Source organism: Shouchella rhizosphaerae (genome assembly GCF_900142675.1).
Classification (GTDB): Bacteria; Bacillota; Bacilli; order Bacillales; family Bacillaceae_D; genus Shouchella; species Shouchella rhizosphaerae.
The window spans coordinates 468,240-485,676 of sequence record NZ_FRBS01000003.1; the positions used below are offsets into that span (position 1 = coordinate 468,240).

Genomic DNA, 17,437 nt, shown 5'->3' on the forward strand with positions numbered 1-17,437 from the left:
GATGATTTCCTCCTAGCGTTAATTTCTTTTTATTAAAAAGGCAGTTGCCTTTTTTACAGGATCTTACTCAGATAACAGCCGTCTAGCTGCTCCTTCGTCTGTTACAAGTACATCACTTGGCCGATTCTTCATATAAGCGAGAATCGCATTTGCTTTCGTATGCCCGCCAGCGATTGAAATCACGTACTTGCCTTCCAGCTCGCCTAATTGCAAGCCAATTGTTCGCTGCTTGTGGATAATCTCTCCATTTGCATTGAAGTAATAGCCGAACGCTTCTGCTACCGCTTCTTCCCGTTTCAATGTCTCGATAAACGGCTGACCAGAATCGCGCCTAGCTGCCATTCGCCTCGCATCGCCGATGCCATGCATGACAACCGCAGAAGACGTAATCACATCTAGGATTTCCCTAACTGATCGTTCCAATACAAGTGAATGGTATGCTTCTTCGCTTAATTGATCAGGAACGTGCAGCAACCGGTAAGAAGCTCCTGAGCGCCTGGCAAACTCAGCACTAATGGTATTAGCCTGGATTTCAACTTTTTCGCCCAACCCGCCTCTAGCGGGCACAAACGTCGTTGTCGCTAACGTCTCATCTGGCGTGACCATATTTGCTACAGCTGCAAGCGTTGTACCGCCCATTACGGCGAAGACGTCGCCTTTCTTAGCCACACGTTTCAATTCATCGACGCAAGCTCTACCTAACTCCTGCTTCACCCATTCTTCTTCGTCGCTATCACCAGCCACAACAATCGCCTGGCTGACGCCAAGTTTTTCTTTCAGCTTTTCTTCCAGCCGGCGATGCCCAAGCAGCTCTGCCATCATATCAGCAAGCTCTAAAAACAACGCTTCGCCTGCTTCAGTTAGGCGCATGCCTGCCGTCGTCAGTTCAATGAGCCCCTGATCTTTAAGAAGCGTCACTTCCCCACGGACGATACGTTCGGAGGTTTGCAAATTGGTTGCTAGGCTTCTGCGCCCGATTGGCTGCATTAAACGGATATATTGCAGCAAGCGATAACGCTTAGCCATTGTTTCCATTAATTCGGGAACAATCTGTCTTTGCAGATTAATAAGCGTCCGCATGTAACACCTCCTCCGTTTATCGGGACATATAACGTCCCTCGCAGACATATTATGTCCCGGTTAGAGCAAAAACATTTACTACACTTGTATTGTACCAAGGAAGTCGAAAACAGACAACTAAAACATCCTCCGTTTGATAATGGCAAGCCTATTATCAAAATCCAGATGATTGGCAAAAGGACATGTTCCTATTTTGTTTTCAGAGATAACGTTTTATAACTTTGGGGAAAATTCTTATAATAGTAGGCAAGTCCTATTTTCTTTGCTATTATATGAATATTAATGGGATTCATTAGGAGGTTGGTTTTATGGGGAGGACGATACGTTCTGAATCGGTTGGGGCAAAGATTGCAGAATGGTATAGTTGCCTTCTTTCTAAGTCATATGAACAGGCGATTATTTTAAAAGAAGAGGTCAAACAGCTTCTACCAGCGATGGACCCAAGCGACAAGTTTATGGCCTTCTACTCACTAGTCGAATTTAAACACCAGATTTTAGTCAGCCGTTACGATAAAAACGAATGCCCTGAGGAAATAGAACCGATTTCTGAAAAGACCGAAATCGATCACCTTCTCAAGTATCTCTATTACTTTGTTAGCGGCCAATACGAGTTTACGCAAGAACGGTACCGGTCCGCTGTAAAGCTGTTTCGCAAAGCCGAACGACTACTAGAATACGTAAACGACGAGGCGGAGGAAGCGGAATTTTATCAATATATTGGCCTTGTTTATTATCGTCTCAACCACTATTTGATTGCTTCGTCCTACATGGAACAAGCAAACGTCCTATTCGATCGGCTTCAATATCATGAGCCAGCGATAAACTGCCAAATCATCACTGCTTGTATTCATCAAGAGTTGAACAACCCTGAAAAAGGCGAAGCCATCTTAAAACAGGCGCTAGAGCGTGCTAAAGGCATTCCAATTGTATATGGACAAGTGTTGCGGACGCTAGGTTTAAACAAGCAAGGCCAAAAAAAGTTTGACGAGGCGGAAACGTATTTTAAACGAGCGCTTGACATCCCTGAGCACAAAAACACCATTTTCGGTGCCAAATCTAGATACAATTTGAGCAACGTGCTCTTTAATCAAGGAAAAATCGAAGAGGCTCTCCCACACTTCCAAATTGCAAAAGCAGGTGCCGCCTACTACAAAAGCAAAGAATACAACGCACGCTGCTTATTTACGGAAGGCCTTCACATCGATAAAAACTATGATTTGGTTGACCAAGCCATCGCACAGCTCCAAAAAGAAGGAATGGACTTTGAGGTGAGTGAACTTGCTGAAGAAGCTGCTCACTTTGCAGAAAAGGAAGGAAATACGAGACTGGCATTGAAATATATGAAAGTGGCCCATGGTGCACGCTTATACCAACATACTTTAGGAGTTGATTCCGTTGTTTAAGAAAAAGTTGGTCGTTTCACTTGTCGTCTCTTTCATCGCAGCAGCTTCATTTGTTGTTTTTACAAACACACAGGCTGACAGTGAAATAAATAGCCGCGATAAAGGGGACATTACTTTCATTGACAGCCATGATAAAGGCGACATTACTTCCATTGACGACCGTGATAAAGGGGATATTACTTTCATTCATAAGGCAAAGCTAAACGTTTAATGTTACTAGAGAGCCAATCGGTTCTCTTTTTTACTACATCTGCACCCTTTCGATCCTTGACATGAAACTGCCTATTCCCTTTGAATGGGAACAGGCAGTCTTTGTGTTTTTCGATGTGTTGTCAGATAAACGTTGCCTTTCAAATTTGCACATGCTTATTGCTTTATTGAACGAATGCGTTCGATCTGTTTTTGGAGCGACTCTTTCTCTAATAACCCGTAGCCAATTTCTTGGTCGTCTATACAAACAACAGGGATTTTAAGTTGGTACTTCTCTAAAAGCACATCATCCTGATAGATGTCATGGCATTGAATCACAAGCGAGTAACTATCGGCTAATTCTTTCAGCAATGCGTACCCTTTGTCGCACAAGGGACACCCTTTTTTCGTATAAAAATCGACGTTCATTATCCGGTCCTTTCGTTGTAGCGTTTCCGTTTCGAAGATGGCAAAATCCCTAGTTCATCGCGGTATTTTGCTACTACCCGCCGCGACAAAGCTACTCCTTTATCAATTCTCAACTGCTCCGCTAATTTTTGGTCTGACAAAGGTTTGCTTTTATCCTCTACGCTAATCATTTCTTTAAGCCACACTTTAACGTGGTGATTGGTCAATTGGGCATCTGACTTAGAAACATGGCCAGAGAACAATGTTTTTAATTCGACTAAGCCACGAGGTGTTTGTGCATATTTATTAGATGTTGCCCGGCTTACCGTTGATTCATGGATGCCGAGAACTTGGGCCACATCGTTTAACGTCAGTGGCTTGAGCACCCCACTAGGCTGAAGCAAGTAGTCTGCTTGCACGCTCGCCAACACTTCCGCCACGCGACGCACCGTTTGCTGGCGTTGTTCAAGGCTGCGTTTTAACCACTCGACATGCTGCCTTTTTTGCTTCGCATAGGCGCTTGTCTCGACTTGTTGTTTCAGTAAATGGTCATATTCCTCGTGTACGCGAATCGCGGGTAGTATGTCATCATTCATGAAGACAAGCAGTTTTCCAGATTCGTCCTTTGCCATCAGCACATCAGGCTGGACGTAAATGGCCGTTTCCTTCGAATAACGTAGTCCAGGCTTTGGATCAAGCTCCTTTAATTGGTCGTATAGATGCTGTATATCTTGAACAACGACGCCGTATTGTTTCGCAAGTTGCTTCCATTTCCGGGCAGCTAGCGCTTCGAGATGGTTTAAAACGATGGCAATCGCAAGAGGATGGCAATCGGGCATACGTTTAAGTTGCAAGGCCAAGCATTCCCCAAGGGAACGGGCCCCTACGCCTGCAGGCTCAAAACTCTGCAATATGGCGAGCAACCTTTCCCCTTCCGATTCAGTGATGTTCCGGTCTGCACAAAGCTGAGGCAGCGCTTCTCCTAGATAACCATCTTCCCGTAAATTACCAATCAAATAAGTAAGCTCGCATTTATCGTTTTCGCTCAGCGTCGGCGATTCAATCAACTGTTCGTACAACTCATCAGCAAGCGTTCGCCCTCTTTGCGCAACATTTTGCAACGCTGCCTGTTTGTCGTCACTTGACATCTGTTGCCTGATTGGCCTTGTGCCAACCAGTTCCCGTTCACGGGAAAGAGTAGATTGTTCATGTAATTCGAGTAGAGGATTTTCTAGCGCTTGTTCCCGCAAATAGGCAATGACATCCACGGACGAATATTGTAGCAAGTGGAGCGCTTGCCTTAACTCTTGGGTCATCACTAAACTCGTTGTCTGACGTTGCAGTAAGCCAATCTCCATCTATTCAACCCCTCCTCGAACTTCCTTGCCTTGATTTTACATTCCGCTCAGGCGAACTTAAATGCTCTTTTTCCTCTACATGTCATAGCATAAACCAAATGGCTTGTTAATGTAAACGCTTTCTTATAGATTTCAGCAGTTGCCTAGCTCTTTTGGCCCTTTTAAAAAATAAAAAACAACGTTGTGAACGGCGTAAAACATAGAGGTTTACATCTTTATAATTTAGTCTATCATGAAAGAAGGGCTTTTTGATCATCACAAGGAATAGTACATGAATGAAACTGCTTTTTTGTTGTTGCCGTACATACTTTTGTAAAAAGAAGCAACTCATTTGACCTTTATTGACCTTTGCAGTATGATGATTACAGAGCAACAATTTCAAGGATTTTAGTCAATAGGACATGAGGAGGAAGAGCGATGAATTTAATACCTACCGTAATTGAACAAACAAACCGTGGCGAGCGTGCATATGACATTTACTCCCGTTTATTGAAAGACCGCATTATTATGCTAGGGAGCGGGGTGGACGACAATGTCGCCAACTCGATCGTTGCACAAATGTTGTTTTTGCAAGCAGAAGACCCTGAAAAAGATATTTCCTTATACATTAACTCTCCTGGCGGCTCGATTACTGCTGGAATGGCAATCTATGACACGATGCAATTCATCAAACCAGATGTTTCAACGATTTGCATCGGCATGGCTGCTTCCATGGGCGCCTTTTTGCTCACTGCTGGTGCGAAAGGCAAACGGATGGCATTGCCAAATAGTGAAGTGATGATCCACCAACCACTTGGCGGTATGCAAGGCCAAGCTGCAGACATGGAAATCCATGCCCGCCGCATCATTCAAATGCGCGAAAAACTCAATCAAATTATGGCAGAACGTTCTGGTCAACCGTATGAACGAATTGCAAGAGACACAGACCGTGATAACTTTATGACAGCCGAACAAGCAAAAGAATACGGCTTAATCGACAAAGTGATTGAAACACCAACGAAATAACAGACAAAGGCTTCCGCAAAACGCGGAAGCTTTTTTGTTGCCGCCAGTTGCAGCCTGCCCTCATTCAATTCCCTTTTTCATTAGGCCATGGTACGATTTAAAAAACAAGATGGCGCTAGCCTTTTTGCTTTCGCCTAAGATTAGGAGGAATTTATTCTGAGCATTTCAGCAATTGACGACATTGTCGCCAAGCAAACAGACGATTCATTGGCTACGTTGTTTAAACTATTGCGCCAAGAAAGCATTAGCACTCAAAACAAAGGAATGCGCGAATGCGCAGCGTTAATGCGAGCGCTCATGGAGGAAGTTGGTGCCCGTACTGAACTGTTTGAAACAGAAGGCCATCCTATTCTATACGGTGAACTTCTTACAGACAAACACGCGCCAACTTTGTTAATTTATGGCCATTACGATGTACAGCCTCCTGACCCATTAAGTGAGTGGGAGACGCCTCCATTTGAACCAACAGTCCGCGACGGGCGTATCTTTGCACGGGGCGCAGGCGACAACAAAGGACAAATCGTTGCCCAACTTCTCGGCATAAAAACGTATCAAGAAGCATGTGGCGCTTTACCCGTCAACATTAAAATCGTTATTGAAGGGGAAGAAGAAATGGGCAGCGTCCATTTGCCAGACTTTGTTCAAAGCAACAAAGAATTGCTTCAAGCCGACCTCGTTTACACAGCTGATGGGCCATCTCATGATAGCGGCTCTCCCCTTGTCCTTCTTGGCGTCCGCGGCATTCTATCTTTTGAGATTGAACTTCAAAACGCCGAGTTCGACAACCATTCTGGCAATACAGGCAACATTGTCCCAAATCCAGCTTGGGACCTTATGGAGCTGCTTCAGACGATGCGCAGCACAGACGGGCGCGTCTTAATCGAAGGCTTTTACGACAATATTCGCCCTGCCAGCGCTGAAGAAGAACAGCTGTTGGCCACACTCCCTTTTGAAAAAGACTCAGTCGCCCAAAAAATCGGCTATCCCCATTTGGATATAGATGGAAAAAGCTATTACCGAAAACTAGCGCTAGAACCCACTTTTAATATATGCGGACTAAAAAGCGGCTATTTAGAAGATGGCATTAAGACAATTATTCCTAGCAAAGCCAGTGTAAAAATCGACGCACGCCTCGTTGTGGACCAGGACCCTAAAGACATTTTTGAAAAGGTGACTGCACACGTAAAAGCACGCCGGCCTGATGCCAAGGTGACGTTTTTAGGGGCAATGGAGCCTTCCCGTACGCCAGTTGAGACAGCGATCGTCCAAAAAGCGCTAAAAGGCATTTCTGCTTGTTTTAATGAGGAGCCCCTTATCCAACCAAGCCTTGGCGGCTCGCTGCCAGACTATGTATGGACAAAGCTCCTTCACGCACCATCTCTTCTCGTCCCTTATGCAAACTTTGACCAACGCAACCACTCGCCAAATGAAAATCTCGCTATTCGCCACTTTTTAAACGGCATTCGCTGTACAGCCCATGTTATCCATGCTGTCGGACAGAACTAATAGAAAAGGCATCCCTCATTATGGGATGCCTTCGCTTAACGTAAAAATTTAATTGTAAGGGGAATTCGGTATTCCTCTCCTTGGTATGCTTTAATTGCGGCCAAAATGGTAAAAATAATAGCAAGCAGGCCGACAAGTGGCGCAAGTAAAAAGCCAATTAGGATAATCATGGTCACACTCGCAACTAATCCGTAAATGAAAAAAGAAATCAAAAAGTTAAAGTATTCCTTGCCATGGTAATCAATAAAGTCCGAATCATCTCTTTTAACGAGCCAGATAATAAGTGGCGCAAGGATAGGCGCAGGAAAGCTCAATACATATAGCAACATCGCCAACATACGCTCGCTTCCGTCTGGTTCATATTCGCGGTAATCAATAATTTCATTGGCCATTTGTCATCTCTCCTTATCCTTACCTTTACTATACGCTCAAATGGAAAAGGATACAATTCTTTTTTCGTCTCACCGCTGTACTTCCCGTGTTTGAGCCTCTCTGTAAACGACTAGAAACCATAATGGGTAGAATTCGGAAGAAAAACAAAGCAAATGGAAGGAAAACACACTACAAATTTTGTGCAGTATATATTGCATATATTTTTTAACATTTATAAGGCTTTACGAATCGACTTGTTTTTACTTATACTTATTTGGTAAATTTACATTATTCGACATGGAGGTGGGCGTTTTGTTGGAATTTAAAAATGTCACAAAGCGGTATGGTGCCGGCAGACCAGCTGTAGACAATTTAAATCTAAAAATAAATAAAGGCGAATTCGTTTGTTTTATTGGCCCAAGTGGTTGCGGAAAGACAACAACAATGAAAATGGTGAATCGTCTCCACGAAGCGACAGAAGGGCAAATTATTGTTAACGGCAAAGACATACGGAAACAAGATCCAGTCGAATTGCGTCGATCAATTGGCTATGTCATCCAGCAAATCGGGTTAATGCCCCATATGACTGTTAAAGAAAACATTGTCCTTGTTGGAACGCTTTTGAAGTGGCCGAAATCGAAAAAAGACGAGCGGGCAAAAGAACTGATTAAACTAGTCAATTTGCCAGAGTCGTATTTGGACAAATACCCACACGAACTAAGTGGCGGACAGCAGCAGCGAATTGGTGTGTTGCGGGCACTCGCAGCTGATCCACCACTGATTTTAATGGACGAACCTTTTGGCGCACTCGATCCGATTACGAGAGACTCTTTACAAGAGGAATTCAAAAAATTACAAAAAGATCTCGACAAAACGATTGTTTTTGTTACACACGACATGGACGAAGCATTAAAACTAGCAGACCGGATTGTCATCATGAAAGACGGAAAAATCATCCAAACTGGAACTCCTGATGAGATTATGCGCTCCCCTGCCAATGCCTTTGTCGAAGATTTTATCGGCAAGGACCGCCTCATTCAAGGACGGGCTGATGTAACCACTGTTGAACAAGTTATGAATAAACACGCCGTTACCGTCGATGAAAATGAAACACTGCGCAACGCCATCTCCCTCATGCGCGATAAGCGTGTCGACTCACTCCTTGCCGTCAACCAGGATAACGTTTTAACCGGCTACATTGACGTCGAAATGATCGATTCCTTTTATAAAAAAGCATTGACTGTCAAAGAGGCAATGGAAACAGATGTTTTTACCGTTCAAGAGCATAGCCTTTTGCGTGATACGATCCATAAAATGCTGCGGCGCGGTGCCAAATATGTGCCCGTTGTCAATGACCAACACCAAGTTGCAGGCATTGTGACACGGACCAGTTTGGCGGATATTGTCTATGACACCATTTGGGGCGATGGCATGGACTTTGATGAGCCCACAGAACCGTGAGTCGATTGTACTTGTGTGTTGTGCCTATGTGTCGTACAGCGCTTTTAAAAGCGACCCAAGAAGGAGGATAAACGATGATCGCGTTTTTTTCAGAATACGGCCATGACTTGCTTTTTAAGACGGGGGAACATCTGTTTATTTCGTTTACGGCGATTCTCTTAGGTGTTCTTGTCTCTGTGCCTTTAGGAATTGCCCTAACACGTGTTCCTCGTGTGGCAGACAGGCTTATATCTGTCATCGGCATTTTGCAGACAGTCCCCAGCCTCGCCATATTAGCCTTTTTTATTCCTATTTTTGGAGCAGGCAAAGTACCGGCCATTATTGCTTTGTTTTTTTACTCCGTATTGCCGATTTTACGAAACACCTACACAGGTGTTAAAGGCGTCAATCCAAGCGTGTTGGAAGCAGGCAAAGGCATGGGTATGAACAATATCGAATCGATTTTTAAAATCGAAATTCCCCTTGCATTGCCAGTTATTATGGCAGGCATCCGTTTAGCAACTGTCTATTTAATCGGCTGGGCTACATTAGCGGCATTTGTCGGCGGCGGCGGGCTAGGGGATTTCATTTTTGACGGCCTCAATTTATTCCAACCAGCGCTTATCATAGCCGGAACTTTACCTGCCACGATTTTGGCGCTGCTTGCCGACCGCTTACTGCTGTTAGTAGAGCGTGCATTAACGCCAAAAGGCTACAAACAATCCCAAACATCTTAAGGGGGGAGGAGAATCACTGTGAAGCCAACAAAAACGATCATTGCTTTTTGCCTTTCAGGGCTTATATTAACTGGGTGTTCTTTGCCGGGACTATCTGGCCCTTCCCAGCAAACAATCCGGATTGGCACAATGGTGACAAGCGAATCAGAAATTCTAGGGCAAATCGTCGCCCTATTGATCGAAGAAGAAACGGATTTGCAGACCGAGTTAATTACGAAACTAGGCTCTTCTGTCGTCCAGCATCAAGCGCTTGTACAAGGTGACTTGGACATTACGGCTGCTCGCTATACAGGTACAGACTTGTCTGCGGCACTTGGCATGGACCCTGTTACTGACCGAGACGAAGCAATGGACATCGTGAAACGAGAATTTTCTGAGCGCTTCGATCAAACTTGGTTTGATTCATATGGATTTGAAAATACGTACGCCCTTTCTGTTACCGAAGCATTTGCAGATGAGCATGGAATTGAAACGATTTCAGACTTGGAAGCTTTTGCACCGGAACTCCGTTTTGGCGTCGATAATTCATGGGTGAATCGCAAAGGCGATGGCTACCAAGGTTTTCAAGAAAGCTATTTTGCTTTTGGCAACGTGTTTCCGATGAATGTCGGCCTCGTATATGAAGCCAACGCTAGCGGGCATATGGATGTTGTATTGGCTTATTCTTCCGACGGGCGTATTCAGGAATACAATTTAAAAGTGCTTGAAGATGACCGGCGGTTTTTCCCGCCTTACGATGCCTCGCCGGTTGTACGCAATGAGGTGCTTGAACAATATCCAGAGCTTTCGCCGCTTTTAGAACGCTTAACTGGCACCATCACGACTGAAAAAATGCAAGAATTAAACTATATGGCTGACGTGGAATTAAAAAATCCGCGCCTTGTTGCCCAAACCTTTTTAGAAGAAAACAATTACTTTAAGGACAAGGAGGAAAGCCACTAATGGACACGTTCCAGGAATTCATCACATACGTTTCCCAAAACAGCGGCTACATTGCGGCACAATTTTACCGCCACTTTCTTATGGCTGCCTATGGCGTCCTTTTTGCAGCGATTGTATCGATTCCCCTTGGCGTGCTCATTGCCAAATATGGGCGTTTAAGCGGCTGGGTTCTGGCTGTTGGGAACATCATTCAGACCATTCCTGCTCTTGGCATGATCGCCGTCATTATGCTCGTCCTCGGCCTTGGACCCAACACTGCTGTCATGACGTTATTTCTTTATTCCATTTTGCCGATTACACAAAACACGTATGTCGGCATGAAAGGTGTCGACCAAGCTCTTGTTGAGGCTGGGCGTGCAAGTGGCATGACACGTTTTCAGCTATTGCGCATGGTTGAACTCCCATTGGCCATTAGCGTCATTATGGCCGGCCTCCGCAATGCCCTTGTCGTCGGGATTGGCATTGCTGCAATTGGCGCTTTTGTCGGTGCAGGCGGGCTTGGCGAAATCATTTTGACAGGGACAAACGCCACAGATGGGATGGCGATTATTCTTGCCGGTGCCATTCCAACTGCCTTTATGGCGATTATTGCAGACATGTTAATGGGCTGGATTGAAAGAAAGCTACACCCGTTTAAACAATCGAAACCACAAACCAGTTAACCATGTTAACGCAGCTTAAGCCAGTTGAGCGCATGTGCTCAACTGGCTTTTATGTTTCTATACCACTCGTCCTCTCATGCCTTTACCTGCTCGAGAAGAGGCTTTCGTTCCATTCGGCAATCACAAGGAATAGCACGTTTCTGTAGCCCACCTCTATTGTTACGAGCTAGGGGCTAGGAGTCGATTTTTAAAATGCCGTCTACCCATCGTTTTCCACATAAGCAACCAAGGCATCCAGTGCTTCTTTTTCATCGTGCCCTTCTGTGACAATCGTGATCGTCGTGCCTTTGCCGAGTGCCAAGCCCATTAATCCCATGATGCTTTTCGCATTGACTTTGGCATTGTCTTTTACAATAAACACTTCAGACGAAAATCGATTGGCTTCTTGGACAAACATCGCCGCAGGCCGGGCCTGCAAACCTGATTTAAGTTGGATGGTTACTTCTTTTTGCGCCATTCCTCATTTCCCCCTATGCGTATTTAATTTTTTGGCATCAAACGTGCCGTTACGGAGCTTGTCCGCAAATTCGTCAATCTTACGGAGCCGATGGTTTATACCTGATTTGCTCACTTTCCCGCCCTGCATCATTTCCCCTAGTTCTTTCAACGTCACATCTTGGTGCTTCACTCGGAGCTTAGCGACTTCCTGTAGTTTAGGCGGCAAGTTTTCCAAGCCAATCGTTTTATCAATAAAACGAATGTTTTCTACTTGGCGAAGGGCAGCCCCGACCGTTTTGTTTAAATTAGCCGTTTCACAATTTACAAGCCGGTTAACAGAGTTGCGCATATCTTTCATAATGCGGACGTCTTCAAAATAAAGAAGTGCTTGGTGGGCGCCAATGATATTCAGGAATTCCGTTATCTTTTCGCTTTCTTTTAAGTACGTAATAAATCCTTTTTTCCGTTCAAGCGTTTTAGCTGAAAGAGAAAATCCGTTCATTAGTTCACATATCGCTTGGTTATGCTCTTCATAAAGCGAAAAGATTTCTAAATGGTAAGAAGACGTTTCTGGATGGTTAATGGAGCCGCCTGCTAAAAAAGCCCCCCGCAAATAAGCACGTTTGCAACAAGACTCTTTTACAATTTCCGGAGAAATGTCACGAATAAATTGAAAAGACCCGTTCAAAATCCGCAAATCCTCAAGTAGCTGGCGCGCTTCTTTGGAAATGCGCACCATATAAACATTATTCTTTTTAAGACGCATTTTCTTTTGAACGAGCAACTCAATGTGGATATTAGGGTATAGATGCTTGATAAGTGTGTATATCCGTCTGGCAATGGCTGCATTTTCGGTTGTTACATCTAAACCGACTTGCTTATTGCCAAGCGACAGCGACCCGTTCATCCGGATGAGGGCAGAAAGCTCTGCCCGAGCACAGCAAGAAACAAGCTCAAGCTGTGTCAGTTCTTTTTTGGCATTCGCGGCAAAAGACACGCCTCTCACCCTCTCTTTCATGAAGGGCGGCATAAAAGCCGCCCTAACACCGGTTTCGTTCCCGATATGTCGGTTGTTGTTCCTTTTCTTCCAGCAAACTTATTAGTGCTTTTGACACCTTCATCGCATCATGGCGCAATTTTTGATTCGCCTCAAGGACAAAACGGCCTTTAATAGGCGTCACCCCCATTGATTCAAGGACATCACTGTCGACGACAACCTGTTCTGCTTTTTCTAAGCGATAAAGAGAGCGGACGCTTTCAGAGATTGTCGTGCTGTTGACTAAGATGTACTCAACCAATTGGCCGCCGCAATGCTTAAACAGGCCTTGTAAATGGTCAGAAGCGCTGTATCCGTCTGTTTCCCCTGCCTGTGTCATCACATTGCAAATATATGCTTTCTTCGCTTTAGAAGCAGCAATTGCTTCCTTAATGCCAGGGACAAGCAAATTTGGGACAATGCTCGTATAGAGGGAACCAGGGCCGAGTACAATTAAATCGGCTTCATGGAGGGCATCAAGCGTTTCAGGTAGAGGCGAGACATGTTCTGGAGACAAGTAAACGCGCTTAATCCCTTTAGCTGCAAGAGGGATGCTTGATTCTCCTGAGACAATTGAGCCATCGTGCATTTCCGCGTGAAGGACAATGCTCTCGTTTGCTGCTGGAAGCACACGCCCTCTCACATTCAATACTCGACTTATCGCCGAAATCCCTTTTTGAAAATCGCCTGTAATGGATGTCATTCCTGCTAGCAGCAGATTTCCGAGTGAATGTCCGCTTAGCCCGTCTCCACTTGAAAAACGGTGTTGAAACAGTTCTTCCACAAGCGGTTCCACTTCAGCAAGGGCCACAAGCACATTGCGCACATCCCCAGGCGGGGGAATATCGAGCTCTTTGCGAAGAATGCCGGAGCTACCGCCATCATCCGCAACAGTCACAATCGCAGTGATATCGACTGGAAACGTCTTCAGCCCGCGCAAAATCACGGAAAGCCCAGTTCCTCCTCCTATGACAACGACCTTCTTTTTCATCGACTGTTCGCCTTCCGTTTGTTAATATCGCGGTGGCTCGTATACGCATCATATTTAGCTTCGTAATGAGCACAAAAGTATTCAGCCAATGTCACTGAACGGTGCTGGCCGCCTGTACAGCCGATCCCGATGACAACTTGGCTTTTCCCTTCCCGTTTGTAATGGGGAAGCATAAAGTCAAATAAATCAGTCAGCTTCTCCACAAATTGTTTTGTTTCTTTCCATTTTAACACATAAGAGGACACTTCTGTCTGTAATCCCGTTTTTGGCCGCAAATCTTCAACGTAGTGCGGGTTCGGCAAAAAGCGGACATCAAATACTAGGTCGGCATCAATCGGAATGCCATATTTGAATCCAAATGAAACAAAATGGACAGCAAATGCTTGGCGGTCATTCCCAGCAAAACGCTGCATGATTTTTTCCCGTAGCTGGAGTGGCTTTAACTCTGTCGTATCAATGATTTGCTGAGCGCGCCCCTTTATTTCTTCAAGCAAATTCCGCTCTTTTTGAATGCCTTCGAGTGGCAAGCCCCCTTTGGCTAATGGGTGTGTACGCCTCGTTTCTTTATAGCGCTGCACAAGCTTAGAATCTTTTGCATCTAAATACAAAATTTGGATTTTAAGTCTACTTGCCGGCGTTTCATTCAGTTCATCAATGGCTTTGAACAATTCATCAAAAAAGGACTGCCCTCGTAAATCCATGACGAGCGCCACTTTTGTGACTTTATCGATGCCGCCCTCAATCAATTCAATAAACTTCGGCAGCAAGACTGGAGGCAAGTTGTCAATACAATAATAGCCTAAATCTTCAAAGCTTCGGACAGCAACGGATTTTCCAGCGCCAGACATACCGGTAATAATGACAATCTCGACTTCAGACTGGTTCATAGTGCTGCCCCTTTCTCTTGCATCGGTTTCGGATCAAGTCGATAATCAATCAGCTTAAAATCCTTTGTATAATAAAACGTTCCGTATAAAACGCCTTTTTGATTTAAAATGTGGTTAAAGACATGGTGGTCCCCTTCTGCCATTGGCAAATCCGCATGAGCATCACGCTTTTGCCAGACAAGCTTCCCTTCCGGAGACTGATCGAGCATCGTGCCTTCATAGCTGCTGGCAAGAAAGGAGAACATCATCCACTCATCTTCCATAGTTTGCCCCTCACCTACAATGACCACCGTGGTCACTGCGCGCAATTCAGGGTCTTTAATGGATAGTCCTGTTTCTTCTCGAAATTCACGGACAACAGCTTCTTTAATCGTTTCGCCATGCTCCATTTTTCCGCCTGGCGCTACCCACCAGCCACGGCTTGGCTTTTGAAGCATTAAACATTGATCCGCTGTTGCCAGTATACAATTGGTTATTCGCTGCAAGCCTCTCACCTCGCGTTCCTCATTTTATAGTATACAAGTAATTAAGGGAGGCGACAATGATGGCGCTTATTTTGTTCGGTTTAACCAAAAAAAAGGCGCAGAAGTCTGCGCCTAAATGAAGCTATATTTTAAAAAAGGGGGTCAATTACTGTTTCTATTATAAAGGAACCGTTATTTCAATTGCATTACAGCACCTTTAAAAGCTGATGACGGTTTACCCCTTTAAAGCAAATTCGTTCTTGTTCACTCTAAGAACTACGCTTATTTCTCGACTTTTTCAGCTTCAGCCAAGTTTTCTAAATAATGCTGGACATTTTGGGCGGCAATGGAGCCGTCGCCTGTTGCTGTGACAATTTGCCGTAGCGATTTTTCCCGTACATCGCCAGCTGCAAATATACCAGGCACTTTTGTCTCCATTTCCTCATTCGTAACAATATAGCCTTCCTCATTCGTAATCCCTAAGTTCTGAACACTTTCATTTAATGGCAACATGCCGATGTATACAAACACACCGTCAGCTTCCATGTTTGAGACTTCGCCTGTTTTCGTGTCTTTTAGCGTCACGCCCCCGACTTTGCCGTCTTTTTCATTAATCTCCGTTACAACTTTATTCCAAATGAAATCGACTTTCGGGTTGTTAAAAGCGCGGTCTTGCAAGATTTTTTGGGCACGTAATTGATCGCGCCTGTGAACGATTGTCACTTTTTTTGCAAACCGTGTTAAATAGACAGCTTCTTCAACAGCAGAGTCACCGCCACCTACGACGATCAATTCCCTCTCTTTGAAGAAAGCACCATCACACACAGCGCAATAGGAAACGCCTCTGCCGCTCAGTTCCTGCTCGCCAGGGATGCCAAGTTTTTTATATTCTGCTCCCGTTGAAACGATGACTGCCTTGGCGCGGTATTCTTTTGAGCCAGCAATGACCCGTTTTGTATCGCCTTCATCGATAATTTCCTTAATGTCGCCATACGCATAGGCAGCGCCAAATTTTTTGGCGTGTTCAAACATTTTATTGGAAAGATCCGGTCCTAAAATGTGGTCAAAACCAGGGTAGTTTTCCACGTCTTCCGTATTCGCCATTTGCCCGCCAGGCATCCCACGCTCAAGCATGAGTGTATTTAAGTTGGCCCGGGATGTATACACAGCCGCTGTCATGCCAGCTGGTCCTGCTCCTGCAATAATCACATCATAAATGGTCTCTTCAGCCATGTTTCTTGCACTCCTCTACTCTTCAAGTTATCTGCTTCCATCGTAGCGAAAAAAACAGCTAACTGTCTAATGTTCTGCTCAAGAAGCCACGTTCGGCAAACAATGTAAACGAAATATCGTCTGATTGTTTGTTGGCCACCGCTTCCATTAACTGTTTCGAAGCTCCGTCGCCAAGATCTACCGCTTTTTTCAAATGTTCTAAAGCGGCTTTTTCATTGTGTTCATGGTAGGAAGCGACACCGTAACACCGCAAAAGGGCTGCTTCTTCATCAGCATCAATAGGAAAAGGCCGTGAAAGGACTTCTTTATAATTTCCAAGAGCACATAGCACTTGGACAAGGCGCGCAGCGTGACCTGAATCAAGAGGATAAACGCTTGCAAGCCGCTCACGGTACCATTTCGCTTCTTTAGTATAGCCCATTTCAAAGTAAAATAATGCGAGATTGCATAATGCCAACAAGTTGCCAGAATCCTTATCGAGCACTTCCTGGCAAATGGCAAACGCTCTTTCGGTTTCACCGATGCAAAATAGCGCTTCGGCAAGATGATTTTGGGCAGCCCACAAACGAGGATGCTTGCTAACGATTGACTCAAGCAACGGCACCGCCAGCTCTGCTTGCCCTTTTCGCAAAAAAAGCCATGCCTGTTCATGGTCGTCTAAAAATTGTTCCGAACTCGCTTCTTCCTCCATAAAAGGGTCATCTTCAAATAGCTCAAGCAATTCATGTGCTTCTTCGGCAAACTGCCCGTTTGGCTCTTTTTCTAGATAGAGACGCACATGCTTTTCGGCCTGATAAAAGTGGCCCATGTACACTTCATTATTGGCAATAAAAAAATGACAAACAGGCTGTTGACTGCCGGAACTTGCCAGCACGGATTGTAAGAGTTCATTCGACCTCCCATACTCACCAAGTTCAGACAGCACTGCAGCCAACTGTATTTTAAAAATCGGTTCAGAGGCAGTAAGCTTTACTGCCCGCTCTAGCAGTTTTGCAGCCCGATTTAAATGCTTTTTGTGAAAAGCTTGCAATCCCCTGTGAAAAAAATAATCCCCATTTTGGTAAAACGGAACGATGGTCCTTGAATCTTCTTTCGATTCGTCGCTCATGTAAGCTTGTCCCTCCAAGCAAATGATCTATCTATCGTCAAGTATACACTAAACGTGATTTTCTGTAAGGACAACCGTTAAAAAAGTTGTTTTGAAAAAATTTTGTGCCCATTTCCTATCCGTTGCTTGAAAAATCGGAGGCTGCGTCCCGCTTTCGCCTTTCTTTTTAAGCATAATG

Annotated in this window: 19 protein-coding genes; 8 read left to right on the forward strand and 11 right to left on the reverse strand. The window is 44.8% G+C overall.

All coding sequences use genetic code 11. The features are described from left to right. Positions 1 to 63 precede the first annotated feature (63 nt). Positions 64 to 1,080 carry a sugar-binding transcriptional regulator gene (locus BUC05_RS11410; RefSeq protein ID WP_011247864.1) on the reverse strand — a complete coding sequence of 339 codons (1,017 nt, stop codon included), beginning with the start codon at positions 1,078 to 1,080 and terminating at the stop codon, positions 64 to 66. Between the two features lie 308 nt (positions 1,081 to 1,388). Here BUC05_RS11410 and BUC05_RS11415 point away from each other — a divergent pair, with 308 nt between their 5' ends. Together BUC05_RS11415 and BUC05_RS11420 are read left to right on the forward strand one after the other, a co-directional pair. Then, positions 1,389 to 2,483, forward strand: coding sequence for a Rap family tetratricopeptide repeat protein (locus BUC05_RS11415; protein WP_035202745.1), 1,095 nt, complete (start codon positions 1,389 to 1,391; stop codon positions 2,481 to 2,483). After that, positions 2,476 to 2,694: a hypothetical protein gene (locus BUC05_RS11420; protein ID WP_041823995.1), complete on the forward strand. Its 219-nt coding sequence runs from the start codon at positions 2,476 to 2,478 to the stop codon at positions 2,692 to 2,694. The genes BUC05_RS11415 and BUC05_RS11420 overlap by 8 nt, the downstream gene beginning before the upstream one ends. Positions 2,695 to 2,849: 155 nt before the next feature. Here BUC05_RS11420 and BUC05_RS11425 read toward each other — a convergent pair whose 3' ends face one another. Both BUC05_RS11425 and rpoN read right to left on the reverse strand, forming a co-directional pair. Beyond that, positions 2,850 to 3,101 carry a glutaredoxin family protein gene (locus BUC05_RS11425; protein WP_011247866.1) on the reverse strand — a complete coding sequence of 84 codons (252 nt, stop codon included), beginning with the start codon at positions 3,099 to 3,101 and terminating at the stop codon, positions 2,850 to 2,852. Then, on the reverse strand, positions 3,101 to 4,438 hold the full coding sequence (rpoN, locus tag BUC05_RS11430) for an RNA polymerase factor sigma-54 (protein ID WP_073304741.1): 1,338 nt from the start codon (positions 4,436 to 4,438) through the stop codon (positions 3,101 to 3,103). The genes BUC05_RS11425 and rpoN overlap by 1 nt, the downstream gene beginning before the upstream one ends. Before the next feature lie 417 nt (positions 4,439 to 4,855). Here rpoN and clpP point away from each other — a divergent pair, with 417 nt between their 5' ends. Both clpP and BUC05_RS11440 read left to right on the forward strand, forming a co-directional pair. Next, positions 4,856 to 5,443, forward strand: coding sequence for an ATP-dependent Clp endopeptidase proteolytic subunit ClpP (gene clpP, locus BUC05_RS11435; protein ID WP_011247868.1), 588 nt, complete (start codon positions 4,856 to 4,858; stop codon positions 5,441 to 5,443). A gap of 171 nt (positions 5,444 to 5,614) precedes the next feature. After that, a complete protein-coding gene (locus BUC05_RS11440; RefSeq protein WP_257006682.1) occupies positions 5,615 to 6,949 on the forward strand; it encodes a M20/M25/M40 family metallo-hydrolase in 1,335 nt (444 codons plus the stop codon). A 35-nt stretch (positions 6,950 to 6,984) separates the two neighbouring features. Here BUC05_RS11440 and BUC05_RS11445 read toward each other — a convergent pair whose 3' ends face one another. Further along, entirely contained in the window at positions 6,985 to 7,341 is a 357-nt protein-coding gene (locus BUC05_RS11445; protein WP_011247870.1) for a DUF4870 domain-containing protein, read from the reverse strand. A gap of 292 nt (positions 7,342 to 7,633) precedes the next feature. Here BUC05_RS11445 and BUC05_RS11450 point away from each other — a divergent pair, with 292 nt between their 5' ends. The 4 genes from BUC05_RS11450 to BUC05_RS11465 all read left to right on the forward strand — a co-directional run bounded on the left by BUC05_RS11450 (position 7,634) and on the right by BUC05_RS11465 (position 11,102). Beyond that, entirely contained in the window at positions 7,634 to 8,782 is a 1,149-nt protein-coding gene (locus BUC05_RS11450; protein WP_011247871.1) for a betaine/proline/choline family ABC transporter ATP-binding protein, read from the forward strand. Between the two features lie 74 nt (positions 8,783 to 8,856). Further along, a complete protein-coding gene (locus BUC05_RS11455; protein WP_011247872.1) occupies positions 8,857 to 9,498 on the forward strand; it encodes an ABC transporter permease in 642 nt (213 codons plus the stop codon). A gap of 18 nt (positions 9,499 to 9,516) precedes the next feature. Then, positions 9,517 to 10,440 (forward strand): osmoprotectant ABC transporter substrate-binding protein, encoded by a 924-nt coding sequence (locus BUC05_RS11460; RefSeq protein ID WP_011247873.1) that lies wholly within the window; start codon positions 9,517 to 9,519, stop codon positions 10,438 to 10,440. After that, positions 10,440 to 11,102 carry an ABC transporter permease gene (locus BUC05_RS11465; protein ID WP_011247874.1) on the forward strand — a complete coding sequence of 221 codons (663 nt, stop codon included), beginning with the start codon at positions 10,440 to 10,442 and terminating at the stop codon, positions 11,100 to 11,102. The genes BUC05_RS11460 and BUC05_RS11465 overlap by 1 nt, the downstream gene beginning before the upstream one ends. A 199-nt stretch (positions 11,103 to 11,301) precedes the next feature. Here the strand turns inward: BUC05_RS11465 and BUC05_RS11470 are convergent, their stop codons facing one another. The 7 genes from BUC05_RS11470 to BUC05_RS11500 form a co-directional block, all read right to left on the reverse strand. Then, complete coding sequence (locus BUC05_RS11470) at positions 11,302 to 11,559, reverse strand: HPr family phosphocarrier protein (protein ID WP_011247875.1); 258 nt, start codon at positions 11,557 to 11,559, stop codon at positions 11,302 to 11,304. 3 nt (positions 11,560 to 11,562) lie between these two features. Next, positions 11,563 to 12,537, reverse strand: a complete 975-nt coding sequence (gene whiA, locus BUC05_RS11475; protein WP_011247876.1) for a DNA-binding protein WhiA — start codon at positions 12,535 to 12,537, stop codon at positions 11,563 to 11,565. A gap of 43 nt (positions 12,538 to 12,580) precedes the next feature. Beyond that, entirely contained in the window at positions 12,581 to 13,567 is a 987-nt protein-coding gene (locus BUC05_RS11480) for a gluconeogenesis factor YvcK family protein (protein WP_011247877.1), read from the reverse strand. Continuing rightward, a complete protein-coding gene (gene rapZ / locus BUC05_RS11485) occupies positions 13,564 to 14,454 on the reverse strand; it encodes an RNase adapter RapZ (protein WP_011247878.1) in 891 nt (296 codons plus the stop codon). The genes BUC05_RS11480 and rapZ overlap by 4 nt, the downstream gene beginning before the upstream one ends. Beyond that, entirely contained in the window at positions 14,451 to 14,939 is a 489-nt protein-coding gene (locus BUC05_RS11490) for an NUDIX hydrolase (protein WP_011247879.1), read from the reverse strand. Before BUC05_RS11490 ends, rapZ begins: the two co-directional genes overlap by 4 nt. A 261-nt stretch (positions 14,940 to 15,200) precedes the next feature. Then, complete coding sequence (gene trxB / locus BUC05_RS11495) at positions 15,201 to 16,151, reverse strand: thioredoxin-disulfide reductase (RefSeq protein WP_063609540.1); 951 nt, start codon at positions 16,149 to 16,151, stop codon at positions 15,201 to 15,203. Positions 16,152 to 16,209: 58 nt separating this feature from the next. Next, positions 16,210 to 17,259: a tetratricopeptide repeat protein gene (locus tag BUC05_RS11500; protein ID WP_063609541.1), complete on the reverse strand. Its 1,050-nt coding sequence runs from the start codon at positions 17,257 to 17,259 to the stop codon at positions 16,210 to 16,212. Between the last annotated feature and the right edge of the window lie 178 nt (positions 17,260 to 17,437).

Excerpts from the sequence above, each read along its gene's own strand:
- BUC05_RS11480 (WP_011247877.1), bottom strand. The coding sequence starts at position 13,567 with ATGAAAAAGAAGGTCGTTGTCATAGGAGGAGGAACTGGGCTTTCCGTG.
- BUC05_RS11470 (WP_011247875.1), bottom strand. The coding sequence starts at position 11,559 with ATGGCGCAAAAAGAAGTAACCATCCAACTTAAATCAGGTTTGCAGGCC.
- rapZ (WP_011247878.1), bottom strand. The coding sequence starts at position 14,454 with ATGAACCAGTCTGAAGTCGAGATTGTCATTATTACCGGTATGTCTGGC.
- rpoN (WP_073304741.1), bottom strand. The coding sequence starts at position 4,438 with ATGGAGATTGGCTTACTGCAACGTCAGACAACGAGTTTAGTGATGACC.
- clpP (WP_011247868.1), top strand. The coding sequence starts at position 4,856 with ATGAATTTAATACCTACCGTAATTGAACAAACAAACCGTGGCGAGCGT.
- BUC05_RS11445 (WP_011247870.1), bottom strand. The coding sequence starts at position 7,341 with ATGGCCAATGAAATTATTGATTACCGCGAATATGAACCAGACGGAAGC.
- BUC05_RS11465 (WP_011247874.1), top strand. The coding sequence starts at position 10,440 with ATGGACACGTTCCAGGAATTCATCACATACGTTTCCCAAAACAGCGGC.
- BUC05_RS11410 (WP_011247864.1), bottom strand. The coding sequence starts at position 1,080 with ATGCGGACGCTTATTAATCTGCAAAGACAGATTGTTCCCGAATTAATG.
- trxB (WP_063609540.1), bottom strand. The coding sequence starts at position 16,151 with ATGGCTGAAGAGACCATTTATGATGTGATTATTGCAGGAGCAGGACCA.
- BUC05_RS11500 (WP_063609541.1), bottom strand. The coding sequence starts at position 17,259 with ATGAGCGACGAATCGAAAGAAGATTCAAGGACCATCGTTCCGTTTTAC.
- BUC05_RS11415 (WP_035202745.1), top strand. The coding sequence starts at position 1,389 with ATGGGGAGGACGATACGTTCTGAATCGGTTGGGGCAAAGATTGCAGAA.
- BUC05_RS11425 (WP_011247866.1), bottom strand. The coding sequence starts at position 3,101 with ATGAACGTCGATTTTTATACGAAAAAAGGGTGTCCCTTGTGCGACAAA.
- BUC05_RS11455 (WP_011247872.1), top strand. The coding sequence starts at position 8,857 with ATGATCGCGTTTTTTTCAGAATACGGCCATGACTTGCTTTTTAAGACG.